Origin of the sequence: Mycobacterium sp. 1245805.9, from assembly GCF_001672915.1 — a bacterium.
Classification (GTDB): Bacteria; Actinomycetota; Actinomycetes; order Mycobacteriales; family Mycobacteriaceae; genus Mycobacterium.
Window position 1 is genome coordinate 1 of the sequence record NZ_LZKR01000007.1, and the last position, 23994, is coordinate 23994.

Annotated in this window: 19 protein-coding genes and 1 pseudogene; 7 read left to right on the forward strand and 13 right to left on the reverse strand. The window is 65.2% G+C overall.

Annotated features, from left to right (window positions below):
- Positions 1 to 258, forward strand: a pseudogene (locus A9X00_RS31090) (glycosyl transferase); the annotation flags it as partial.
- Positions 258 to 1091, forward strand: coding sequence for a glycosyltransferase family 2 protein (locus A9X00_RS01575; protein ID WP_067148263.1), 834 nt, complete (start codon positions 258 to 260; stop codon positions 1089 to 1091). The pseudogene A9X00_RS31090 and the gene A9X00_RS01575, both read left to right, overlap by 1 nt.
- 14 nt (positions 1092 to 1105) lie before the next feature.
- Here the strand turns inward: A9X00_RS01575 and A9X00_RS01580 are convergent, their stop codons facing one another.
- Both A9X00_RS01580 and A9X00_RS01585 read right to left on the reverse strand, forming a co-directional pair.
- Complete coding sequence (locus A9X00_RS01580; RefSeq protein WP_067148266.1) at positions 1106 to 2350, reverse strand: glycosyltransferase; 1245 nt, start codon at positions 2348 to 2350, stop codon at positions 1106 to 1108.
- Between the two features lie 16 nt (positions 2351 to 2366).
- On the reverse strand, positions 2367 to 3152 hold the full coding sequence (locus A9X00_RS01585) for a phthiotriol/phenolphthiotriol dimycocerosates methyltransferase (RefSeq protein WP_082974628.1): 786 nt from the start codon (positions 3150 to 3152) through the stop codon (positions 2367 to 2369).
- Positions 3153 to 3330: 178 nt separating this feature from the next.
- On the opposite strand from A9X00_RS01585, the gene A9X00_RS01590 reads away from it, so the two are divergent.
- Positions 3331 to 7035, forward strand: a complete 3705-nt coding sequence (locus A9X00_RS01590; RefSeq protein ID WP_082974629.1) for an RND family transporter — start codon at positions 3331 to 3333, stop codon at positions 7033 to 7035.
- Here the strand turns inward: A9X00_RS01590 and A9X00_RS01595 are convergent.
- A complete protein-coding gene (locus A9X00_RS01595; RefSeq protein WP_067148338.1) occupies positions 7032 to 8786 on the reverse strand; it encodes an AMP-binding protein in 1755 nt (584 codons plus the stop codon). The genes A9X00_RS01590 and A9X00_RS01595 overlap by 4 nt on opposite strands.
- A gap of 160 nt (positions 8787 to 8946) precedes the next feature.
- On the opposite strand from A9X00_RS01595, the gene A9X00_RS01600 reads away from it, so the two are divergent.
- A complete protein-coding gene (locus A9X00_RS01600) occupies positions 8947 to 10263 on the forward strand; it encodes a hypothetical protein (RefSeq protein ID WP_067148273.1) in 1317 nt (438 codons plus the stop codon).
- Here the strand turns inward: A9X00_RS01600 and A9X00_RS01605 are convergent.
- Positions 10216 to 11190, reverse strand: coding sequence for a glycosyltransferase (locus tag A9X00_RS01605; protein WP_067148275.1), 975 nt, complete (start codon positions 11188 to 11190; stop codon positions 10216 to 10218). The genes A9X00_RS01600 and A9X00_RS01605 overlap by 48 nt on opposite strands.
- A gap of 25 nt (positions 11191 to 11215) precedes the next feature.
- Positions 11216 to 11992 carry a GAP family protein gene (locus tag A9X00_RS01610; protein WP_369830701.1) on the reverse strand — a complete coding sequence of 259 codons (777 nt, stop codon included), beginning with the start codon at positions 11990 to 11992 and terminating at the stop codon, positions 11216 to 11218.
- Between the two features lie 278 nt (positions 11993 to 12270).
- Between A9X00_RS01610 and A9X00_RS01615 the strand changes: the two genes are divergently transcribed.
- Both A9X00_RS01615 and A9X00_RS01620 read left to right on the forward strand, forming a co-directional pair.
- The gene (locus A9X00_RS01615; RefSeq protein ID WP_082974630.1) at positions 12271 to 13236 is read left to right on the forward strand and encodes a GDP-mannose 4,6-dehydratase; all 966 of its coding nucleotides are present in this window, start codon (positions 12271 to 12273) and stop codon (positions 13234 to 13236) included.
- Positions 13212 to 14330: a glycosyltransferase family 1 protein gene (locus A9X00_RS01620; RefSeq protein WP_232006643.1), complete on the forward strand. Its 1119-nt coding sequence runs from the start codon at positions 13212 to 13214 to the stop codon at positions 14328 to 14330. Before A9X00_RS01615 ends, A9X00_RS01620 begins: the two co-directional genes overlap by 25 nt.
- On the opposite strand, the gene A9X00_RS01625 is transcribed toward A9X00_RS01620, so the two are convergent.
- Complete coding sequence (locus tag A9X00_RS01625) at positions 14327 to 15124, reverse strand: class I SAM-dependent methyltransferase (RefSeq protein ID WP_067148343.1); 798 nt, start codon at positions 15122 to 15124, stop codon at positions 14327 to 14329. The genes A9X00_RS01620 and A9X00_RS01625 overlap by 4 nt on opposite strands.
- Before the next feature lie 235 nt (positions 15125 to 15359).
- Here A9X00_RS01625 and gmd point away from each other — a divergent pair, with 235 nt between their 5' ends.
- Positions 15360 to 16379 carry a GDP-mannose 4,6-dehydratase gene (gene gmd, locus A9X00_RS01630; RefSeq protein WP_067148284.1) on the forward strand — a complete coding sequence of 340 codons (1020 nt, stop codon included), beginning with the start codon at positions 15360 to 15362 and terminating at the stop codon, positions 16377 to 16379.
- A gap of 8 nt (positions 16380 to 16387) precedes the next feature.
- Here the strand turns inward: gmd and A9X00_RS01635 are convergent, their stop codons facing one another.
- From A9X00_RS01635 to A9X00_RS01665, 7 genes are all read right to left on the reverse strand, one after another.
- Positions 16388 to 17335, reverse strand: a complete 948-nt coding sequence (locus A9X00_RS01635; protein ID WP_232006644.1) for a methyltransferase type 11 — start codon at positions 17333 to 17335, stop codon at positions 16388 to 16390.
- Positions 17332 to 18291, reverse strand: a complete 960-nt coding sequence (locus tag A9X00_RS01640; protein ID WP_067148287.1) for a UDP-glucuronic acid decarboxylase family protein — start codon at positions 18289 to 18291, stop codon at positions 17332 to 17334. Before A9X00_RS01640 ends, A9X00_RS01635 begins: the two co-directional genes overlap by 4 nt.
- A gap of 19 nt (positions 18292 to 18310) precedes the next feature.
- On the reverse strand, positions 18311 to 19627 hold the full coding sequence (locus A9X00_RS01645) for a UDP-glucose/GDP-mannose dehydrogenase family protein (RefSeq protein WP_067148290.1): 1317 nt from the start codon (positions 19625 to 19627) through the stop codon (positions 18311 to 18313).
- A 100-nt stretch (positions 19628 to 19727) separates the two neighbouring features.
- Positions 19728 to 21257, reverse strand: coding sequence for a DUF2029 domain-containing protein (locus tag A9X00_RS01650; RefSeq protein WP_156771885.1), 1530 nt, complete (start codon positions 21255 to 21257; stop codon positions 19728 to 19730).
- Positions 21258 to 21365: 108 nt separating this feature from the next.
- On the reverse strand, positions 21366 to 22286 hold the full coding sequence (locus A9X00_RS01655) for a glycosyltransferase family A protein (protein ID WP_067148296.1): 921 nt from the start codon (positions 22284 to 22286) through the stop codon (positions 21366 to 21368).
- A gap of 2 nt (positions 22287 to 22288) precedes the next feature.
- Positions 22289 to 22795: a GtrA family protein gene (locus A9X00_RS01660; protein WP_197515014.1), complete on the reverse strand. Its 507-nt coding sequence runs from the start codon at positions 22793 to 22795 to the stop codon at positions 22289 to 22291.
- Positions 22796 to 22805: 10 nt separating this feature from the next.
- Entirely contained in the window at positions 22806 to 23813 is a 1008-nt protein-coding gene (locus A9X00_RS01665; protein ID WP_067148299.1) for a glycosyltransferase family 2 protein, read from the reverse strand.
- Positions 23814 to 23994: the final 181 nt, after the last annotated feature.

A 23994-nucleotide genomic window follows, 5' to 3' on the forward strand; every position in this document is an offset into this window, starting at 1 on the left:
GTCCCCACGCTGATCCTCTGGATCACCTCCGATCAGCCGCTCTGGGCGGCCCAGATCAAACAGCTGAAAGTCGGCTCGGCCCGCCGCTTCTCGAGCACTACCCGCAAAACGCTGGTCGCCGACCTCAGGTCGGTCCTCTCGCCCGACCATGTCAGCCGGGCGCGTGACATCGCCGCGCGGATGACCAAGCCCGCCGAGAGCGTCGCCGGCGCCGCCGATCTGCTGGAAAAAGCCGCCCGAGGCGGGGGTTTCGACTGATGCCAGAACGTCCCGCGGGGCCGCGCGGCTCGGGGTACGCTCCCGGTGTGTCCCTACTGATCACGGTGCCGGTTTTCGGGCAGCACGAGTACACACACGCGCTCATAGCCGATTTGGAGCGCGAGGGCGCCGACTATCTGATCGTCGACAATCGCGGCGACTACCCGAAGATCGGCAACGAACGAGTCGCCACGCCGGGCAAGAACCTCGGATGGGCCGGGGGGAGCGAGTTCGGGTTCCGAACCGCGTTCGCGGAGGGCTACTCCCACGCGATGACGCTCAACAACGACACCCGGCTCTCTCGGGGATTCGTCGCCGCCCTGCTCGACCCGCGCCTGCCCGCGGATGTCGGGATGGTGGGACCGCTGTTCAACATCGGGTTCCCCTATGCGGTGGTCGAGGGGATACCGGACGCCGCGAGCTACGTTCCGCGGCCGCAGTACCGGGTGGTGCCCGCCATCGAGGGAACGGCGCTGGTGATGTCCCGGGAATGCTGGGACGCGGTCGGGGGAATGGACCTCGACACCTTCGGCCGCTACGGCTGGGGGCTGGACCTGGACCTCGCGCTGCGGGCACGGAAGGCCGGATTCGGCGTGTACACAACGGAAATGGCCTACGTTCACCATTTCGGGCGCAGGACGGCCAAGGTCCACTTCGGCGGTCTGAAGTACCACTGGGGCTCCAGCCGGGCGATGATTCAGGGCTTGCGCAAGACGCACGGCTGGCTCGCGACCATGGGTATTCTGCGCGAGATGGGGGCGGCGCACCACCGCAAGTGGTACAAGTCTTACCCGCTCGTCCAGCGCGACGCGGCCGCCAGCCGACAGCCCTAGCGGCGCGGGCGGTTTCAGACGCCGACGCGGACGGTCTGTTCGAGGAGGTCGGCGGCGGTGACCACGCCGACGGCGGGTTTGCACATCTCCGGGGCGATCTCGCGGGCCCGGGCCACGCAGTCCGGCGCGAGGATCTTGCGCAGCTGCCTGACCAACGATTTGCGGGTGATGTTCGAAAGTTTCTTGGCGGAGCCGACTTTCAGCCGTTTGACCTGGGTCGCCCAGATGAACTGGTCGGCCACGTCCCACAGAATCAACGTCGGGAGCCCGGCTCGCAGGCTCGCCGCTGTCGTGCCGGCCCCGCCGTGGTGAACGGCCGCCCGGCACATGGGCAGGATGGTGCTGTAGTTGACATGGCCGACGAGTTTGACGTGGTCACCATGCGGCGCGGCGTCGGAACCCTCGGCGCCCGAATAGATCAGGGCCCGTTCGCCCAACTCGGCGCAGGTGTCGGCGATCATGGCCACGGTCTCGGCGGGGGAACTGACCGGGGTGCTGCCAAAACCGAAGTAGATCGGTGGCCTTCCCGCGGCGATCCACGACGCGACCTCATCGTCGGTGTCCGCGGCCAACTCCAGTGTCAGCGAACCCACAAAGGGCCGCTTGCCATTCCATTCCGCCGCCAGCCCGGGAAAGCAAAGTTCGTCGTAGGCCTGGATCTCCAGCGCGCCGAGTTGTGACATGCGTTGCGGCGCAGGGCAAGTGGCGTTCGGTAGGCCCAGGTCCCGGCGCTGCGCGTCCTCGGCGCCCCGGGTGAACCGCCAGTACATCCAGTCGAGGGTTTTCATCGTCGAGCGCACCAGCGGCGCGGGCAATCGCGCGGGAAACGCCACTTGGCCGTTGGGCCGCATCGGGTAGAAGTGCAACGCGGCCAACGGAATGCCGTAGCGCTCCGCGACGTTCGCCGCGACTTCCTGATAGAGCTGGCCGGTCAGCAGCAGGTCCACCCCGTCGGCGAGCGCCTTGAGCGCGGCGCCCAGTTCTTCGTAGCCCGCCCGGACCGGTTCCATGGCCTCGCGCGCCAACTTGACCGGGTTCTGGAACTTCCACGAGTTGTGCAGGAAGTCCTTGTCCAGCTGCTGCTGGGAATCCCGCTGCCCGTAGGCGACGGCGGGCAGCCCGGCCGACTCGACGAAGCCGATCAGGTTGGGCGGCACCGCAACCCGCACGTCGTGCCCCCGGCGCTGCAGCTCCCGACCGACGGCGGCGCACGGCTCGATATCGCCGCGAGTCCCGTAGCTCACCAACGCAAACTTCATGACGGAGTCGAGCCCATTAATCCTTGACGAAGTGATACACGCGGTAGGAGAAGCCCCCGGCGCGGCGCAGATCCCAGTCCATCACCCCGACGCCGTAACGGATCAGGGAGTTCATGAATCCGGGCAGGCGGTCGCTGATCTGCTGCTGGGTGCGCCGCGTGTTGGCGTCCAGCCCGCGCTTGGCCTCGGCGTCGATGTCCCGTTCGGAGACCTTCCGCAGCGGCGCGGCGGCCAGCGCCGCCTCCCACTCGCCGACGACGGGCGCCCGGCGGGAATCGGTGTACAGGAAATGCCCCCCGGGCCGCAGCACGCGCGCCACCTCCTCGAGAAAACGGGAGAAGTGGGGGTACTGGTGGGAGGCCTCCACGTTGACCACCGCGTCGAAGGAGCCGTCCGGGAAGGGCAGGTTCTCGGCGTCGCCCTGCACGAAATCCAGGCCCGGCAGCTGGTGCCGTTCCCGGCACTTGTCGATGCTGGCGGGGTTCAGATCCAGGCCGGTGTAGGAGGCCGGGCCCAGGTTTCGCACGATGTAGGAGGCGCCCCCGCCGGCCCCGCAACTGACCTCCAGCACCTTCTTGCCGGTGAGATCGGTCTGCGAAGCGGTCACGTGATAGAGCTGGATGCAGTACCGGTTGGGTTCGTCGGATGCCGCCAACGGCAGCCCCATCGGGGGATCCTCTTCGTAGCCGAAGTTGAAGAAGACCACGTCGTCGCCGACCTGGCGGGTGCCAAGGGGCAGAAAGTACTTCGTGGTGAGCTTGCCGACGAGCGGGTTGGATTGCAGGCGGTATTTGAGAGCCACGGGGAGAGTGTTGCACGGATCCGCGGCGCCACACGGCGAATAGCCGCCTTGAGGACTTCGCGACCGGCAATTGCGGCCCTGACCTGCGCGTTCACCGCCAAGATTACAGCAATGTCACGGTCAACGTTTAGATCTTGATTAGCCCGCGCGAGTGTGCGCTGGATTGTAGGGTGGTTGGGTGTCGAGCCGGACTGGCACGGGCGAGGCAGCCAAGCCTGGGGGAATCTTCGACCGCATAGGCGACATCGTCGTGCGGTGGCCCCTGCTTGTCATCGTGGGCTGGATCGGGGTGGCGGTCACCCTGGCACTGGTCTTTCCGCCGTTGCCGGTACAGGCCAGCAAACGCGAGCCGAAGGCCCTCCCGGACAACGCCCCGACGGTGGTGGTCAACCAGGAGATGGCCAAGGCCTTCGCGATGCCCGGCGCGCCCAAGGCCGGCGGAGACGCCAAGAAGGCGCCGGATGCGGCCGGGGACGGGGGCGGCGACAATCCGCTGGGCGGCGGCGGTTCCCTGCTGATGATCCTGCTCAGCGACGAGAACGGCATCACACCCGCCGACGAGGCCGTCTACGCCAGGCTGGTGGACAAGCTGCGCCAGGACAAGACCGACAAGATGACGGTCCAGGACTTCCTGACCAACCCCCAGATGCGCGAGGTCCTGGCGAGCAAGGACGGCAAGGCCTTCATCCTGCCGATCTCGTTCCCCGGCGCCGGCACCGCGCCGTCGACGATCGCGGGCTACCACCACGTCAAAGAAATCGCGAAAGAGGTCACCGCGGGAACCTCCCTGAAGGCTCACGTCAGTGGGCCGCTGGCCACGATCGCCGACGCGACCGAAATGGCGCTGGAAGACGCGCATTTCATTGAGATCGGCACCGTGGTTTCGGTGCTGGGCATCCTTTTCCTGATCTACCGCAACATCATCACCATGTTGGTGCCGCTGATCAACATCGGTGCGTCCATCGGAACATCCCAGGGCGTCCTGTCCGGGCTGAGCGAGATCGGCCTGCCGTTCGCCCTGCAGACCCTCGTCCTGATGACCGCCGTGATGGTCGGGGCGGGAACGGACTACGCCGTCTTTCTGATCAGCCGATATCACGACTATGTGCGGAAAGGCCACACGTCCGACGAATCGGTGAAGATGGCGCTGATGTCGATCGGCAAGGTGATTGCCGCGTCGGCGGCCACCGTCGCGGTCGCGTTCCTCGCGATGGTCTTCACCAAGCTGGAAGTGTTTTCGACTGTCGGTCCGGCGATTTCGATCTCGGTCATCGTGGCGTTCCTGTGTGCGGTCACCCTGTTGCCCGCCCTGTTGGTGCTCGCCGGACGCCGTGGCTGGATCAAGCCCCGGCGCGACCTCACCACCCGGATGTGGCGGATCATGGGCACCCGCGTCGTGCGCCGGCCCCGCATCCACCTGGTCGGGAGCCTGATCGTGCTCATCGGTCTGGCCAGTTGCACGGCCGTGATGCGGTTCAACTACGACGACCTCAAGACGATGCCCGCGTCCGTGGACAGCTCCAAGGGATATGACGTGATGAATCGCCATTTCCCGGCGAACGCGCTGACACCCATGGTGCTGTTCATCAAGTCGCCCTCCCACGACCTGAGGACGCCGGCCGCCCTGGCGGACCTGGAGCAGATGGCCGCCCGGGTGAGCCAGCTGCCCGACATCACGATGGTGCGGGGGCTGACCCGGCCCAACGGCGAACCGCTGGAGCAGACCAAGATCTCGTTCCAGGCCGGTGAGGTCGGCAACAAGCTCGACGACGGATCCCGCCAGATCAACGAGCACGGGAGCGATCTGGACAGGCTGGTCAACGGCTCCAATCAGTTGGCCGACGCCCTGGCGATGCTGCGCGATCAGGTCACCGGCGCAGTCACCAGCCTCGGCCCGGCGGTCTCGGCGCTGACGGCGATGGAGCAGATGGCGGGCGGCGATAGCACCATCGCCGCGCTCGATCAGGGCGCCGCCCTCACCGGGCGGATGAAGACGCTCGGCGACAACCTCAACATGTCCACCGTGAGCACCGAGAACATCGCCGCGTGGGCCGCGCCGATGTTGAATGCCCTCAACAACAGCCCGGACTGCAACGCCGACCCGGGCTGCGTGAGCTCGCGGTCCGGTTTGGCCGCGATGGTGCAGGCAAACAACGACGGCACCCTCAACTCGATCAAGATCATGGCCCGCAACCTGCAAGCGGCTGGGAAAGCGCAAACGGTCGGGCAGACGTTGAACACGGCCCAGCAAACGCTTTCCCAGGCCTCCGCCGCCATGAAGACGATCAGGGACCTGCAGTCCACGATGAGCCAGGCGCAACAGGGCGCCAACGCGCTTGCCGACGGCAGCCGCGCGATCGCCGGTGGGGTGAAACAACTCGTCGATTCGACCCGACAGATCGGCAGCGGCCTCAACGAGGCGTCGCAATTCCTGCTGAGCATGAAGCACGACACCGACAACAAGCCGTCGATGTCCGGGTTCAACATCCCGCCGCAGATCCTGACCAGGGACGAGTTCAAGCAGGGCGCCGCGATCTTCCTGTCCCCCGACGGGCACGCGGCGCGGTACCTGATCCAGAGCGGGCTCAACCCGTTCTCCACCGACGCCATGGATCAGATCCCGAAGATCATCAAGGCCGCGCAGTCGGCGCAGCCCAACACCGAACTGTCGGACGCCACAGTGCAGGTGGCCGGTGTGCCGAGCGGGCTTGCCGACACGCGTAACTATTACAACAACGACATCGGCTACATCGTCTTCGCCACGATCATGATCGTGTTCCTGATCCTGGTCGGCCTGTTGCGTGCGGTCGTTGCGCCGCTGTACCTCATCGGTTCGGTGCTGCTTTCCTACCTGTCCGCAATGGGTTTGGGCGTCCTGGTGTTCCAGCTGCTGCTCGGGCAGAACCTGCACTGGAGCCTGCCCGGGCTGTCCTTCATCCTGCTCGTCGCGGTCGGCGCGGACTACAACATGCTGCTCATCTCGCGCATCCGCGACGAGTCACCGCACGGCGTTCGGGTCGGCGTCATCCGCACCGTGGGTTCGACCGGCGGCGTGATCACGTCGGCGGGCCTGATCTTCGCGGCCTCGATGTTCGGGTTGATGAGCGCCAGCATCTACACGATGGCCGAGGCCGGCTTCATCCTCGGCATGGGCATTCTGATCGACACGTTCCTGGTGCGCTCGATCACAGTGCCGGCCATGGCCGCGCTGATCGGCCAAAAGAACTGGTGGCCTTCACATCTCGGCAAGACCCCCGCCCAGGTTTATGCGGCCCACCAGAAGAAGCAGCATCAGCTCAACCAGTTGACCGATCAACTGGTCAAGATGAAGGTGATTCCCAGTACGGGCGCCCTGGCGCCGGCGGCCGCTGCCCCAGCGACGAACGGGGCCGCGCAGCCGTGGATTCCCGACGACCTACTCGTTCGGCTGAAACTCGTTCCCCCCGGGCACAAGCCGCGCACCAAGTCGCGTCGATCGCGGCCCGCCGCCAAGCCGACGTCGGGCGCCGCGGCCGCCAAGAACGGGAAACGGTCTAAGAGACAACGGCTTTCCAACCACGCACTCCCGCTGTTCGACCTCAGCGGCCTGCCGAGTCACCTGACCGACGATCTGCGCGATCCCGGGTTGGGATCCGCCCCGCCCGCCAACGGCAACGGCAAGCGCAAGAGCGATCGGTATCTCGGCCACCCGCTGCCGCTGTTCGGCCAGGACTTCCTGGCGCCCCGGCCGATCACCGTCGGCGCCAACGGAAACGGGCATTCGAACGGCAACGGCCACAGCGAGCAATCAGCGGACGACGACCTCGGCAATCCGCTGCCGCTGTTCGGGACGGGCACCCCGGGGCAGCAGCCCACCAACGGCAACGGGCGATCCCGCTCTTAGCCGTCCAACCGGACGAACTCGTCCTGCCGGTAGAGCTCGACGCACTGCGATCGTCTGATCTTGCCGCTGGTGGTGATGGGAATCGAACCCGGTGACACGAGAACGAGATCCGCCACCTTGAGCCCGTGAGACTTCGAAATCGCGGACGTGACTTCGCGTTTGACGCCGCGCAGCTTGTCCGCGGCCTCCTCCTCGGAGGAGCCGCGCTTCTTCATCTCGATGATCGCGACCAGCTTCTCGACGCCCTTGTCGGGAACCGCGATGGCGGCGCACCGTCCCGCGGTGATCTCCTGGATGGTCGCCTCGATGTCGTCGGGAGAATGGTTGCGCCCGTAGACGATCAGCAGATCCTTGATCCGGCCGATGATGAACATCTCGCCGCTGGAGAAGAAGCCCGAGTCGCCCGTTCGTAGCCAGGGGCCTTCGGGTGTGCCCTGCGTCGGCTCGACGATCTTCGCGCCGAAGGTGCGCGCCGTCTCTTCGGGCTTCTGCCAATAGCCGGCGGCGACATTGTCGCCGTGCACCCAGATCTCGCCGACCGTCCCCTCCGGGCACTCGCGACCGGTGTCGGGGTCGACGATGCGGTGCAGCATCGATTTGGGGTCGCCGTAGCTGACCAGCGGTGTGCCGCTTCCGCTTTCGCACCGCACCGCCTCGCCGCCGGGCAGCTTCTCGGAATCGAAATAACCGATCTCGGGCGGGTCGCCCACCTGGCGGGTCGACATGTACACCGTGGCCTCCGCCATGCCGTAGCAGGGCCGCAGCGCCCGGGGGTCGAAGTTGAAGGGGGCGAACCGGTCCGTGAATCGCTTGAGGGTCGCGGGCTGCACGCGCTCGCTGCCGTTGAGGATCGTGTGCACGCTGCCGAGGTCGTGCCCGGCCATGTCGTCGTTGGAGGTCTTGCGCACCGCGAGCTCGTAGGCGAAGTTCGGTCCCGCCGAGATCGTGCAGTCGTTCTGGGCCATCATGTGCATCCAGCGGGCCGGCCTCTGCAGGAACCCCACCGGGCTGGACAGCAGCGTCGGCACCCCCGCCAGGATCGGCATGATGATGCCCAACAGCAGACCCATGTCGTGGTAGAGCGGCAGCCAGGTCACCACCGTCATGCCGGGGGGCGCCACCCCGCCCTCGGGAGCGAAGAAGTCGCTCATGATCTGCTCGAAGTTGGCGAAGACGTTGTTGCTGGAGACCATCACCCCGGCGGGCGTACGGGTGGATCCGGAGGTGTACTGCAGGTAGATGAAGTCCGACCCGTCGCTGACGGCGGGCCGGGGCCTCGGGCCGGTGGGCCGCTGCCGCGACTCGAGGTCCAGCAAATCGAGTTCGACGATCGAGGGCGCGGATGGACCCTGCTGTGACTGCACCGACGCGGCGACGTTGTCGACGACCGCGGACGTGGTGAGGACGACCGCGGGCGAGGTGTCGGCCAGCACCGAGATGGTCCGTTCGTCGTGCGCACCGCCATAGGGAACCGAGAGCGGAACCGCGACCAGTCCGGCCTGCAGGGTGCCGAGAAAGCCCAGGACGTAGTCGAGTCCATTGGGGGCGAGGATGAGGGCCCGGTCGCCGGGCGACCCGCTGGCCTTGAGTTGCTCGCCCAGGTTGAGCACGCGCTTGTACAGCTGCGACCATGTCAGGGTCTGCGCGACGCCGTCCCAATCCTGCTCGTAGTCAAGGTATGTGAACGCTACGTCGTTGGGCTGCAAGCTCGCGCGTTCGCGCAGCACAGCGGGTATAGATGACTGAACCACGGACAACACACTACCTTCGTCGAAAGCGTTTCCGGCCCGGAACGGCCAGGTTACAAGCGCACGGCCGCCCGGCCGCCCCCGATGACCCCCGCGCGCAAACCGCTCCGCCCCTGCTGGCAAATAAACTACCGTGTACGCGGTGGACAATCGACTCGCACACATGGACCAGGCGTCTTTCCTCGGTCTGCGGGCGCTTGGCTACGGGGCGCACGTGCAGTTCGGCTGGATTTACGACCGGCCCGCAAACATCGACAGATTGCGCCGCTTCCACCGAAATCTCGGCTACGGGTTGCTGGGGCGGCTGGTCGAACCGTCGCCGCTGCCGTTCGCGCGGGACCGCTGGGTGGTCTCCCGCGGACCCGCCGACATCGAGGTCGCCGAAACACCGCGCTCCCGTGCGGATCTGAACGCCTGGCTTCACGAGCGGGCGTGCCTGCCCCTGGATCCCGAATACGGGCCCGGCTGGCACCTCGGGGTGCTCCCCCTCGATGACGGCGGGACCGCGGTTTGCCTGACGACGTCGCACACCCTCGTCGACGGGCTTGGGATCCTGCAGGCGATCTCCGACGCGGCGGAGGGACGAACCCGCCACCTCGGCTACCCCAATCGCGGTTCGCGCACCCGCGGGCGGGCCGCGCTACAGGACGCTCGGCAAACGATCGCGTCGGTTCCCGAGCTGGCGCGGGCGGTGGCGGCCACGACGCGCATCGCCCGGCGCCGGCGCAAGGACGTCGTCGCCTCGGTGACGTCGCCGCCTCCTTCGCCGCGCCGGGCCGCCCACGAGCGGCCCGTCGTGGTGCCCTATCTGACGGCCTATCTCGACGTGGCGGCCTGGGATGCGTGCGCGAAAGACATTGGCGGCAACAGCTTCACGCTTATCGCGGCATTCGCGGGCCGGCTCGGCGTGCGAATGGGGCGCGTCTGCGACGACGGGACGGTCACGCTGGCGTTCCCGGTCAGCGACCGCACCGAGGACGACACCCGCGGCAACGCGGTGGTATTCCCCACCATTTCGGTCGACCCGGCGCGCCTGTCGTCCGACCTCGGGGAGGTCCGCCTCAAGTTCAAGCAAGCGTTCGCCGACCTCACCGAAATCACCGGGGAACTGCTGGGGCCGCTGCCGCTGGCCTCGCTGGCCCCCAAATGGGCCGCGCGGCGGGCGGCGGGAATGGGATTGGGCGCCGCCAGCCTCCCCATCGGGTGCTCCAACGTCGGGGACCTGCCCCCGGCGGCGAACCGCGCGGACGGGACCGAAGCCGACTACGCCTTCGGGCGGCTGATCGAGCCGGGCATCAACCAGCGCGCCCTCGAACGCATGGGCGGGCAACTGTTCGTCGCGTCGGGGCGGGTGCGCGGAAAAATCTTCCTCGCGGTCAACGCCTACCTGGCCGGCCGGGCGAACTCCCAAGCCGCGCTGCGCGAGGACGTCTCACGCACGTTCGACGAATTCGGCCTGGCCGCCGAGATCCACGGCTAGCTTTCGCGCATCCGGAAACTCGCGGAAAGGCGCCCGCGCCAAGGTTTTCAGATGTAATGCCCGCTGCGGCCCGAAGGTCGCGATCTCCACGACGAGCGCCAGCCACGCGGGAAACCACCACAGTCGCGCGAGGATCCGGATCGAACGGGAAGACGCCGGATCGACCGCGAGCCAGGCGAGGATGCGCAGCTGATCGAGCACGTAGCCGCGCGACGCCATCAGATGCGTCGTTTCGGTGCCCTTCATGTGACTGCGCACCGACAGTTCCCGCGGCACAAAGCAAACCGTCGATCGCAGCATCAGGCGCAACCAGAAATCCACGTCGACGAGCTGGTAGATGTCGGTGCGCAGGCCCCCGGCATCGAGTGCCAGTTGACGCCGAAACATCACGCACGTCGGTTCGCCCACCCAGTTTTCCTTCGCGCCGCGCAGCGCGACCTGACGCACCAGCGCGGCTCCGTCGTTGCGTTCTCGGAGGTTACGGAAGTGTGTGTGCATCTTGCCGTATCGGCGCTGCCACCGCTCGTCGTCGCCGACCACCTGCCGGGGGGCGAACGCCAGCCCGACGGCCGGGTCCTCGAAGCACGCCGCGAGCGTCGCCAGGGCGCCGGGAAGCAGCCAGTCGTCGCCGTGCACGAACTGGACGCACGTGCCGCGCGCGAGCTCCAGGCATTTGTTGTGGTTCCCGTTGAGGCCGAGGCGGGGCTGGTTCTTGACCAGCCGGTCCCCGGGCCGCAGCATCGCGGCGGCGACGGCGGCGCCGTCGTCCGAGGAGTCGTCGTCGACCACGATGATCTCGAAGTCGACACCGTCCTGGTCCAGGATGCTGCGCAGGCAGCGCTCGATCGTGGCGCCGTTGTTGTACATCGGCACGCACACCGAGACCCGCGGGTTTGGCGGCGGATCGTCAGCCTGATCGGGATTCACCGATGTGACGCCCTCGGTAGCGCTGTCAGAGAGCGGCAACACCCTGGGTCACCCACATGACCCCCCCAATACCCAGCACGGCTTGGGCGATCTTCATGCGGTAGGTCAGCAGCCAGGCCTGCATCTTCAGCATGAGCGCCAAGGTCTTGTCAGGCCTGACCAAGTAACTGACCAGGGGAATCTCGATGACCGCGAGCACCATGAACGTGAACACGATGAAGACGGAGAACTGCGTGAAGATGCCCGTCCCCGACGCCATGATGAAGGTCAGCAAAATCACGCCCTCGTAGGGGGGAAAAGTCGATGCGGCGCCGACCACGAACGCCGGCCAGAGCGCATCGCCGCTCAGCATCGCCTGGGTCCGCGCGCCGAGCCGGCCGAACAGGCTCTTGGGGCGCTCGTCCTCCACCAGGACCGCCGTGTTGCCGCCGCCCACGGTTGTCTCGGTTGGCTGCCCCACCGCGACCCGGGCGGCCGCCCGTTCGCGGGCCAACATGACCGCCAAGATCACCAGTGAGAGCACGCCCACGGTGATCATGAGGCGCGGGCCGGAGAAGATGATGACCGCTGCTCTGACCTCTGCGATGGCGGATGAGGCGGCTCGGATGGCCGCCAACGCGACGTCACGCATCCCTAGCAGCACAATTGTTGCGATGGCGACGCCCGACAGGATGCCGCCCAGCCAGAACGCGAACAGATTCAGCATGGGTCGCCGTCGGGACAACATCACGACGGCAAGCCCCAGCCGCACGGGGTCGATCGCCATCCCCAAGCCGGCTACCACCAGTAAGGCCCACATCATTGAGGACGCTACCGTGCTGTCGCGTATCCCGTGGCGTAACTGGCGAATTCGTTCGTTTGGCCCACGATGTGCGCACCGCCACAGCGACTGCGGCATCGAACATGTCGGCGAACCGTATCTTCCCGCGGGAGTGCGCTCCCCTGTTGCACCGCCTCGCCGAGGGTCATCCAAGCTTCTGCGCGCGCCATGGATGGTTCAATAGGGGCCGATGGCGGCTTCACGTGCGCATACGCCGTGCTCACGGGTATTCGCGCCAGGAAACTAGGAGGGGCGGCGGCATGAGGGCGCTCATCTGCGGCATCTCAGGCCAGGATGGTGCCTACCTGGCGCGCCTGCTGCTCGACAAGGGCTACGAGGTGTGGGGAACCTCACGCGACGCGCAGATCGGTGGATTCGCGAATCTCGCGGGTCTGGGCATCCGGGATCGCGTTCGCCTGGAGTCCATGGCAGTTAATGATTTTCGCAGCGTCCTGAACGTGCTGCGCAGGACCGAGCCGCAAGAGGTCTACAACATGGCGGGCCAAAGTTCGGTCGGCCTGTCGTTCGAGCAGCCCGTGGAAACGCTCGAAAGTATCGCCGCGGGGACGCTGAATCTGCTTGAAGCGATACGGTTTCTCGACACCCCCATCCGCTTCTATAACGCCGGGTCGAGCGAGTGCTTTGGCGATACGGGGGGTCGCGCGGCGAACGAGGAAACGCCGTTTCGTCCGCGCAGCCCCTACGCTGTGGCGAAGGCGACGGCGCACTGGCTCGTTGCCAACTACCGCGACGCGTACGGATTGCACGCGAGCACCGGCGTGCTGTTCAACCACGAATCCCCTTTGCGTCCGGAACGTTTCGTGACGAAGAAGATCGTCGCGGCGGCGGTCCGCATCGCGCGGGGCGCGCGCTCGCGTCTCACGCTGGGCAACGTCGAAATCAAACGAGACTGGGGCTGGGCCCCCGAGTACGTCGACGCGATGTGGCGCATGCTGCAGCAGTCCAGCGGCTCCGACTTCGTGATCGCCACGGGCGAGAGCCACACACTGGGCGAGTTTGCAAAGACTGCGTTCGCGCAGGTCGGGCTGGACTGGCGCGAGCATACGGACCTTTCGAAGGCGCTGATGCGCCCCACGGATATCGCAGAAGGGCTCGGCGATGCATCACGGGCACGGGAAGTCCTCGGCTGGTCGCCGACCTATCGCATGCCAGACGTCGTCAAGGCAATGGTGGAGGCCGAGTGGGCTTTGAGCGAGCGCCGGTGAAAGTCGTTTTCGACCATCAGATCTTCTCGTTCCAGCGATATGGCGGCGTCTCACGTTACTTCTTCGAGTTAGCCCGGCGCTTGCCTGCCCACGGCGTGCCGGAGGTGTCCATCGTCGCCCCGCTACACGTCAACAACTATCTGACGGCGGATTCCGCCCGTCCCTTCACGCGGGGCAAGTATGTGCCGTATACCTTCAAAGACACTTCGCGTGTCATCGGCGCTGTCAACCGGTTCGCCGTGCCGATCGCATTGCGGAAGGCGAATCCGGACATCGTCCACGAGACCTATTACGCCATCAAGCCCATCGGTAGGGCACGGCGCCGCGTCGTGACCGTGTACGACATGATCCACGAGCTGTTCCCCGACGAATTTCCCGACGCCGCGCAAGCAACCGCGGCCAAGCGAGCCGCGATCAACCGCGCCGACCACGTCATCTGCATTTCCGAAAACACACGACGAGATCTCATACGTCTCTTCGACGTCGACCCGGCACGCACGAGCGTTGTCTACCTGGGTTATTCGGTCGACGCTGACGCGCCCGCCGAGCACGAGCACACGGGCCGGCCCTTCCTTCTCTATGTGGGAAATCGCTACGGCTACAAGAATTTCAAATCTCTGCTGCAAGCCTTCGGTAGCTCTCCGATATTGCGGGAGTTCGACCTCGTAGCTTTCGGCGGACAGCCTTTGCAGCCTGACGAGCTCGAAGAGATCGAGCGACTCGGTGTTACGGACAGGGTGCGGTACGAGTCCGGATCAGATCGTGAGCTCGTCACGCGCTACCAGTCGGCCAGCGCGTTCATCTATCCGTCCAAGTACGAGGGATTCGGGATTCCTCCGCTGGAAGCCATGAGCTATGGATGCCCGGTCGTGTGCAGCGACGCGGGACCCATCCCGGAAGTGGTAGGGGACGCCGGAGCCTATTTCGATCCAAACAGCGTCGAGGACCTGCGGTTAACTCTCGAGCGCGTTGTGACGACCGACGAACTGCAGGCGGATCTGCGGGCGCGCGGCCACGCCCGACTGGCCGAGTTTTCGTGGGATCACTGCGCGGCCGCAACCGCACGGATCTATCGCGACGTGATGCGACTCTAGCCCTTGACGGCCGCGATCAGCCGCTCGTGATCGGCCCAGACTCGGGAAGCAAGAGCGCGCCGCGGCAACCAACCGAGCAGGCCCGAAACGCGTGGCGACATGAGGAAACGCAGGGCCACCGGGTTGATTTTCGCGCGCGTCCAGATGTGGAACGTTCCCGAGCTGTACAGGTGCATGCCGAAGCGCTTTCCGATGAGCTCCAGCGTTCGTTTTTGGTAGAAGCTGATGTGCTGCCCCGTAGGGAAGCAGTAATACCACCAGTCATCAGGAGCGGGCGGATCGCCGGCGAACAGCTCCGTCGAAAAGATGACCGTATCGGTACCCGTGCTCTTGAGGATCTCATCCACAAAGGCCACCGGGTCCGGGAGATGCTCCATGACTTCGAAGGCTGTAACCGCCGTGTACGGCCGGTCCCCGGCCTCGCCCACTTCGAATCCCCTGGCGACCAGGTTGGGGCTGTATTTGTCCGCCCAGTAGTAGTCGAAGCCGATGTCGCGCATCAGGCGGGTGAAAATGCCGTAGCCCCCGGCCGCGTCCAGGAACCGACCCCGGTGGTCAAACAGGAAAAACAAGACCAGCGACGTCACCCGTGCCAGGTCGAGGTTGCGGACCAGAATTCCCGTGTCCGCGGACGCCACGGGGCTGTCATAGGCTTCTTCCAGCCAGTAGGGCTCTTCCGTCTGCAGTCCGCCACAGTTGGCGCAGTAGTAGTAGCGGCACTCGTGCTTGCCAAGCACCTCGTGCTCGAACGCCGTCCTGGCAGCGGAACCGCAAATTCGGCACTGCACGGACATGCCCACCCTCCCAAAAATCCACCGCATATCGGCCAAGTACGAAGCGGGCAGTCGCCGCCGCCGCGGCCAGCGACCGGTGCGCCTAGCGGTCGACCGTATCCACAATGTAGCCAACCCGGCCGTCGTTCGGCGCCCGTTTTGCCAGCTGTAGCACCAACTTGCGCTGCGTGCGACCTCTACTATGAAGCGACGGCAATGCAGGGTGGTAGGGCTGCATGACAGGGGTGAGAAATTGGTGAAGCGAGCGCTGATAACGGGAATCACGGGGCAGGATGGCTCCTACCTCGCCGAACTGTTGCTCAGCAAGGGCTATGAGGTCCACGGACTGATACGCCGAGCCTCCACGTTCAACACGTCGCGGATCGATCATCTCTACGTTGATCCGCACGACCCGGATGCGCGCTTGTTCTTGCACTATGGGGACCTCATCGACGGAACCCGCTTGGTTACCTTGCTCAGCACCATCGAACCGGACGAGGTGTACAACCTCGCGGCTCAGTCGCACGTACGGGTTAGCTTTGACGAGCCCGTGCACACCGGCGACACGACCGGCATGGGATCCATGCGGCTGCTCGAAGCCGTCCGGCTCTCGAGGGTGCACTGCCGGTTCTACCAGGCGTCCTCGTCGGAGATGTTCGGCGCGTCGCCGCCACCCCAGAACGAGCTGACGCCGTTCTATCCGCGTTCGCCCTACGGTGCGGCGAAGGTCTACTCGTACTGGGCGACCCGCAATTACCGGGAAGCGTACGGATTGTTCGCGGTCAACGGCATCCTGTTCAACCACGAATCCCCAAGGCGCGGGGAAACATTCGTGACCCGAAAGATCACCCGGGCCGTGGCGCGCATCAAGGCGGGTGTTCAGTCCGAGCTGTTCATGGGCAACTTGGACGCGGTCCGCGACTGGGGATACGCGCCCGAGTATGTCGAAGGCATGTGGCGGATGCTTCAGGCCCCCGAGCCGGAGGACTTCGTCCTCGCGACGGGACGCGGCTACACCGTGCGCGAGTTCGCCCAGGCGGCATTCGAGCACGCCGGACTGGACTGGGAGAAGCACATCAAGTTCGACGAGCGCTATCTGCGACCCACGGAGGTGGACGCGCTGATCGGCGACGCGTCAAAGGCCGCCGAAACGCTTGGTTGGACGGCGTCCGTTCACACCGGCGATCTTGCGAGGCTCATGGTGGACGCCGACATCACGGCACTGGAGTGCGAGGGCAAGCCATGGATCGACAAGCCCACGCTCGCGCGATCATGAAGAGCCGGCTAACGTTTCCGCCGGCCCTTAGTCGCCCTCTTGGCGAGCAGCTTGACGGCGGACGCCGCGGTATTGAACCGAAACGGCGAGGTATCTGACTGCGCAACACGGAGTTTCGCTTCGAGTTCATCCACGTCGGAGTTCGCGAGCGCGATCGCCGGATGGGTGAGGGGCCATTCCAGTTCCTCGGCAGCCAGCGAAGAGTAGATGGTATCGCCAGTTGTATGCGTCGCCGCGTCGTGAAAGCCAATGTTGCGCACTAGATTTCGGGCAGGGGCACAGCAAAGGCCCGAATTTGCCCATACGCTGTAGACCCACTGGTAGTCCCAGGTATCGATGTTGCCGTCGTAGACGCTTTGAAAGACCGACTCCCAGTGGTAACGCTCACTGCGCCTCGGAAGATACTGGTCAAAGAGCCTCCTGTCCCTGATCTCCGGCCAGCGAGTCATGTTGAGGTCATACTTCGCCCAGGCCCGCCTCCAGGTGGCCCACCCCCACACGTGTGGATATCTCGAGAAGTAGTAGCTATCCGACGTCGCCGCGCGACCGAATAGATGATTGTCCCCGGAGATCATCATGATGCGCTCGTCGCTCTCGTAGCGGTCGAGGAGTTCGGCGCAGTACTGGAAGAACGAAGTCGAGGCCACGCAGTCGTCCTCGAGGATTATCGCCTTGTCCACTTGGTCGAAGGCCCAGGTGATCCCGGAAGAGACGCGCAACCGGCACCCCAGGTTGGTCTCGGAGAAATTTTTCTGGACTTCGCAGTCCCAGTCGACTTCATCGACGATTGCCCGTGTGGCGGCGCACTTCTCTGCCTCGCCGGGCCTATTCGCGCGGGGCCCGTCGGCAACCACCAGCAGCTTCTCGGGCTTTGCGGCTCGGATCGTCTCGAACACCTGCCGCGTCGTGTCCGGCCGGTTGAAGACGATGAAGATGATTGGCGGCGTCGTTGTCACGGTCCGGTCCTCGGGGTGGTTCTGGGCTTGAAGTATTCGATAGTTCGCGCGACGCCCTGCTCGAACGGGACTTGGGGGCGCCAGCCCAGCTTGGCCTCGGCCAGGCTGATGTCCGGTTGGCGCTGTTTCGGGTCGTCCGGAGGCAGGGGCTTGTAAACGGTGGGCGAGGTCGACCCGGTCATTTCCTTGATGAGGGTGGCGGCCTGCCCGGCGGTGAATTCGGCCGTGCTGCCAAGGTTGACGGGCCCGACGAACGAGGGGTCGCTGGCGGCCATCCGCACGAGCCCGTCGATGAGGTCGTCGACGTAGCAGAAGGAACGGGTTTGGCTGCCATCCCCGAACACGGTGATCGGTTCACCCGCCAGCGCCTGGGTGATGAAGGTGGCGACGATGCGGCCGTCCGCGGGATCCATCCGCGGACCGTAGGTGTTGAAGATGCGGACCACTTTGATTCGGACCCCGTAACGGCGGGCGTACTCGAGCATCAACGTCTCCGCGACCCGCTTGCCCTCGTCGTAACAACTCCGGGGGCCGAAGCAATTGACGTTGCCCCAATAGCTTTCGACCTGGGGATGGACGCTGGGATCCCCGTAAACCTCGCTGGTGGAGGACTGAAGTATGGTCGCTTCCTTCGCGCGCGCCAGTTCCAGGAGATTCTTCATCCCGCCGTAGTTCGTCTCCAGGGTGAACAAAGGATCGCGCTGATACGTCAGCGGCGACGCTGGGCAGGCCATATTGAAGATGACGTCCAGCTCGCCCGCCGCGGCCGCATCGATCGGCCGGGTGATGTCGTGTTCTACAAAACTAAAGCCCGGGTCACCCTGCAGGTGGCTGATGTTGTCGCGACTGCCGGTATAGAAGTTGTCCAGCCCCACAACCTCGACGCCGTCCCGGCGAAGACGGTCGCACAGGTGGGATCCCAGGAAGCCGGCGGCGCCCGCGACGAGGGCTCTCATCAGTTTCGTTTCTCCTCAGTCAGTGTCGGCCCATGCCGTAGTACTCGAACCCCTCGGCCCGCAGCCGCTTTGGGTCATAGATGTTTCGGCCATCGAACACAACGAAACCTCGCATCGTCGACTTGAGGCGCTGCCATGACGGCCGCTGGAACTGCTTCCACTCGGTGACGAGGAGCAGCGCATCGGCGCCCTCGGCGGCCTCATACATGTTAGCGGCGTACTCGATGGAATCCCCAAGCTCCTTTTGCGCCTGCACGGTCGCCTCGGGATCATAGGCCCGCACCGTCGCCCCGAGCTCAACCAGCCTGCTCGCGATGACGACCGAGGGGGCCTCGCGCATGTCGTCGGTCTGCGGCTTGAAGCTCAGACCCCACAGCGCGAACCGGAGGCCGTCCAGCGTCGTGGCAGGCGATTGGCCCCCGAAATGGGTCAAGATCTTGGCCACCAGGGCGGATTTCTGGCCGCTGTTGACCTCGTCGACCGCACGCAACAGACGCGTGTCCAACCCCATGCTGGCGGCCGTATGGATAAGCGCCTGAACGTCTTTCGGCAAGCACGAGCCACCGTAGCCCACCCCGGGAAAGAGGAATTCGTACCGGATGCGCCGGTCGGCCCCGATGGCCTCCCGCACCGCCGAAATGTCGGCGCCGGCCTTCTCGCACAGATTCGAGATCTCGTTGATGAATGAAATCTTGGTCGCAAGGAAGCAGTTCGCCGCATACTTCGTCATCTCGGCGCTCCTGATGTCCATCGTGATCAGGGGATTGAACGTCCGCAGAAACGGCTCGTAGACCTCATGCATGATGTCGAGGGCGCGCTTGGAGTCGCTGCCGATCACCACACGGTCGGGCTTCATGAAGTCCGCGATCGCCGTGCCCTCCTTCAAAAATTCGGGATTGGATACGACGTCGAATTCGTGCTTGGCCTTCTTCGCGACGATCGCCCGTACCTCGTCGGCTGTACCGACCGGCACGGTGGACTTGTCGACCACCACCTTGTAGCGGTCCAGGTACGACCCGATGTCCTCGGCCACGGAATAGACGTAGGACAGGTTGGCCTCGCCACTTTGGCTCATGGGCGTCGCGACAGCGATGAAGATGACGTCGCCATGCTCGACGCCGCGTCGCGTATCGGTCGTGAAGTCGATGCATCCCATCTCCCGATTGCGCTCGATGAGCTCCGTCAGTCCGGGCTCATAGATCGGGACCTCCCCCGCTAAGAGCCGTTCCACTTTCGACTGGTCGATATCGACGCAGACGACGTCGTTGCCGCTGTCCGCCAGGCAGGCGCCCGTAACCAGCCCGACGTAGCCGCACCCGATCACCGTTATCTTCACGAGATCCCCTTCTTCTCATGGATCGCCGCCCATACTCTCGCAAGCGCGAGTCCCCCGCCCAGTTTTCGCAAACGATCGTGGAGTCGGCGATCGTGCAACGTCAATGTGGCCCCGCGGCCCGAAGCGATTCCTCCGAGGACTCGCCCGCCGGCTCCGATGTCGATGCGATGTTGACCCCGGGCTCAGGAGGGCCTCCCGCCTGAGCCGGACATTCGTCAGCGCAACGCGAGGAAACCGGGCGGCGCGCGTAGGAAACGATGATGACGACACAGGCGACCAGCCATAGGACTGGAATCAGAAACATCGTGGTGCCGGTGACCGTACGGGTCCCGACACCTGGCACCTCAACGGTGCTGATCGGGGCGGGCAGCACAATCTGGGCGACGCTGAGCGCCGCCGCCAAACTCACGCTGAGTCCGACCATGCGACGGCGGTCGCCCAGCTTTGCGAAACGGTCGAATAGTCCGCCACCGGGTGGGCCATCGGGGTCCCGCGCGACCAGTGCGGCGACCGGCAAAACGCATACCAAGTAGTAATAGAGGGTTTGCGGGGGGAAGAGTGTGGCGGTGACCAGCAGCACGATGCCCACCATGACCGGGGGCACCCGTCGCCCCAGCGCCAGCACGGAGACGACCACGGCGAGGAGAACCACGTACCCGATCGCCGATCGCGGACCAAGGAGAAAGTCCTCGGGGACCTTGCCGCCGGTCTGCGAAGCCTTGATGTTGTCCGGGATCAACAACACGGCTCTGCTGAAAGACACGTTCCGACCACTGAAAAGCAGCGGGTTGGAACCGCTGAAGTCACGGAAATTGTGGATCGACTCTGCAATCGACCCGGGAAAGGCCCGCGGCCACGCCAGATACGCGGCGATATTCGAGACAACGATGCCGGCAATGGCGATACCACCCCACCGCCACCGTCGGGCCGCGAACAACGCCACGGCCAATACAGCGAACGGCGGTTTCACCAGCGCCGCCAGCACCACCATGATCGTGACGAGGCCCCATTGTCGCCGGCACAGTCCGACCAGCAGGACCAGCGCGATCGGTACCAGGAACCCCGTCGAGTTTCCCCGATCGATCACCATCCACGCCGGCACCGCCGCGGCGCCCAGCGCCACAAAGACCACCACCCGCTCCAGGCCCCGTGCCCCGCGGGCCGCCCAAACCGCGGGGGAAAGGACCGCCATCGTCAGCGCGACCAGATAACCGATCAGCCCCAATCGCGGGGCGCCCAGCAACTTTCCAAGAAGCCCGAACACCAGGTGCGGGATCATTCCCGCCGCCGGGTACTGCATCCGCACCAGCGGGTGCGGCGGGGGCAGCGGGTAGGCCACCCAGGGATCGGGTCGCAACACGGCTTTCACAACCATCCCGTAGTCGCTGAAGCAGTGCTGCCCGATATTCATTTCCCCAGCGACATAGCAGTCCTCGGGGAAGGCCACGAGAGAGGAAAGCGCGTCGACGGAGTAGTACTGGGTCAGCGCGTAAGTCAGGGCCGCGGAAAGCGCTGACCCGAGCAGGATGATGCCGAGCATGATGCTTCGTTCGGACTCGCTGGCGACCGCCGACGCCCGCTTTCGGAGCCGGATCGCCGAACCGCGCAACAACTCGCGGGTTTGATTCAAACTGCACTCTCCTCGTTTCTCGCAAGGCGGTTGCCGGAGCAGCGTGCATCGACTACGCCGCAACCGAGGTTGAACGCGCGACATGTGGAGGGACATGCGCTGTGCCGTTTACGGCTGGCCGCCTATTCGCCCTCTCTCTTGCATCACAATGCCCACCTCGTCTGCTCCGCCCCCACCGCGCTCAGAGGCATCGGCGGCGGCGGCCATCCGCCGGCCGAGCCATACGTAGACAGCGCGTCGCGCAGCGGCGTTGAAGCGCGCGCGAGCGTTGCCGATGAGAAGGTCCCGCCGAGAAATAAGCCCGGGGTGTGCGGTTGAGAGCTGACGGTGAAAGCCGATGACCATGGCAGCCTGAGCTCGCGTCACCCGAACACTCCACTGAGATTGGTTTATCCGGAACGCAGCAAGTGCGCGCGGGACGGCCACCAGGTTTCCGCGCAGCAGCACCGCGCAGTAGGTCGCCTCGTCGACCATCCATGGGATGCGATCGTCCCAACCGCCCGCATCGACGAGCGCTGCGCGCCTCAACAGCACCGACGCCGGCTCACCGAAGATGTTTGTGCCCGCCCGCACGGTGTGCCGGATCGCCTCGGCGCCATGGACTTCACCGCGCAGTCCAGCCAACCCGTGGTTGCGCAACACCGGCCTTCCCGCGGCGTCAATGACATGCCTGGTGCTGGCCGCCATCACCGACTGCGGATGCGCTTCCAATGCCGCGACCTGTTCTGCCAAGCTGTGCGGCAGGAGCAGATCGTCGCCGCACACCAACTTGACGAACTCACCGGTCGCGAGATCGGTGACGGCGTTGAAATTTGCCGGCGCTCCGCCACCAGATGCCAACCGCGTCAACCGAACTCGGGGGTCGGAGGCGAACTTCTGCAGCGCCTCCCAGGTGCCGTCGGTAGAGCTGTGATCGGACACAACCAGCTCGAAATCGCCGAAGGTCTGCGCCAGAATCGAATCCAGGGTGGCATCGATGAATGCGACCTGGTTGTACGCAGGGACGACGACCGATACGCGGGGCGGCACGGCTAGCCTTGCCCCCGATCAGCCAGGCCGAGTTCGGCGGGGCTGCGGCGAAACGAGAACCCGCGGTGAGCGAACCAGCTGTAGACCACGGTAACGCCAGTAATCGCAAACTGCGATAATAGCACCGGCCAGCCCAAGCCCTCGACCAGCACCGGCAGCATCGCGAAATTGAACCCAAGGGTGGACAGGTTCACCAACGCGAATCTGACCAAATCGCGGAACACGTGGCCGGTCACCCGGAACACGAACCGCCGATAAAGCACGAAGGCGCACAACACGGCCGCGCAATATGCGCAGAGCAACGCGCCGAGGTATCCGACGGTCCCCCGCGGAAACAGCCACAGAAACAACATGAACCACAGTGTTCCGACCGCGGTGTTTATGCCTCCGACAAGGAGAAACGCCACCCGCTGGTCGCGGACCAACCGAAACAGCGGACCAGGAACGCCGGTCATCCCCGCGGGCGGACGGATGCGCTCCTCGTCCCCGGCAAATGCGTCGAGGCTCATCGAGGCCCCGTCAGGCGGACGGCTTCGGCGGGCCCGCGTACATGGCGCCCGCCCGGTCCGCTGCGGCAACGGACCCCGCGACGCCGCCCACCATGTCGCGGATCAGGAACAGCGGCCGTCCCTTGCTCTGCTCATACATTCGGCCCAGGTAGGCGCCGATGATGCCGAGCATCAAGAACTGCACTCCCGTCAGCAGACCGATCGCTGCCATCAGCGAACTCCAGCCGGGAACCGTCTGGCCAAGAAGCGCGCCCCGGATCGAGTTGATGGCGGCGGCAAAGCCGATGCCCGCCATCACCCAGCCGAGCAGCACCGACAACCTGAGCGGGACCATCGAGAAGGACGTGATGGCGTCAGCGGCGAATCGCACCATCTTGGTGAACGGATACTTGCTCTCACCGGCCGCCCGCGCGTCCCGGTCATAGATCAGTGGCACCTGCTTGCCGCCAATCCAAGACACCATGCCGCGGACGAACCTGTGCCGCTCGGGCATCGCGATCAGAAGGTCCAGCACGCGACGTGTGATTAGACGAAAATCACCTGTGTCGCAAGGGATCTCAACTTCAGTCATGCGGCCAATGAGACGGTAGAAGAGCGCAGCAGTTGCCCGCTTGAGAACGCCCTCGCCGGCACGTCGGCGTCGCTGTCCATAGACGACATCGGCGCCCTCGTCCATCAACGCCATCATCTCGGGCAACAGCTCAGGCGGATCCTGCAGATCCGCGTCGATGATCAACACGCGATCGCCGCGGCATACGCTCAGCCCCGCGGTGAGCGCCAGCTGATGCCCATGGTTGCGCATCAACCGCACCCCGACGACCCGGGAATCCTCCACGGCCGCCTTTTCGATTATTTCCCATGTCCGATCGCGCGAACCGTCATCGACCAGGACCAATTCGCCGGTTCCGCCCAACGAATCCAGCACACCCCCGACCCGGCTGAGAAACAGCGGCAGCACGTCTTCTTCGTCGTAGCACGGCGCCACCACCGAGACTGCCGGGCGAACCAACACAGTCATGGGCGTTAATTTAATTCTCAGGTTCGGTTGGCGTGGGATTTTTCGATTATCGCGCGGCGATTTCAACGGATCGTAACGCGGCGATCACTACCCCTCCCGGTTGTAACGTACTGAGCAGGCACAATGCCTCGATCGGCCGCCGAAAAGCCCGCCCCGGCCGCATTCCCGAGAGTCGATCGGC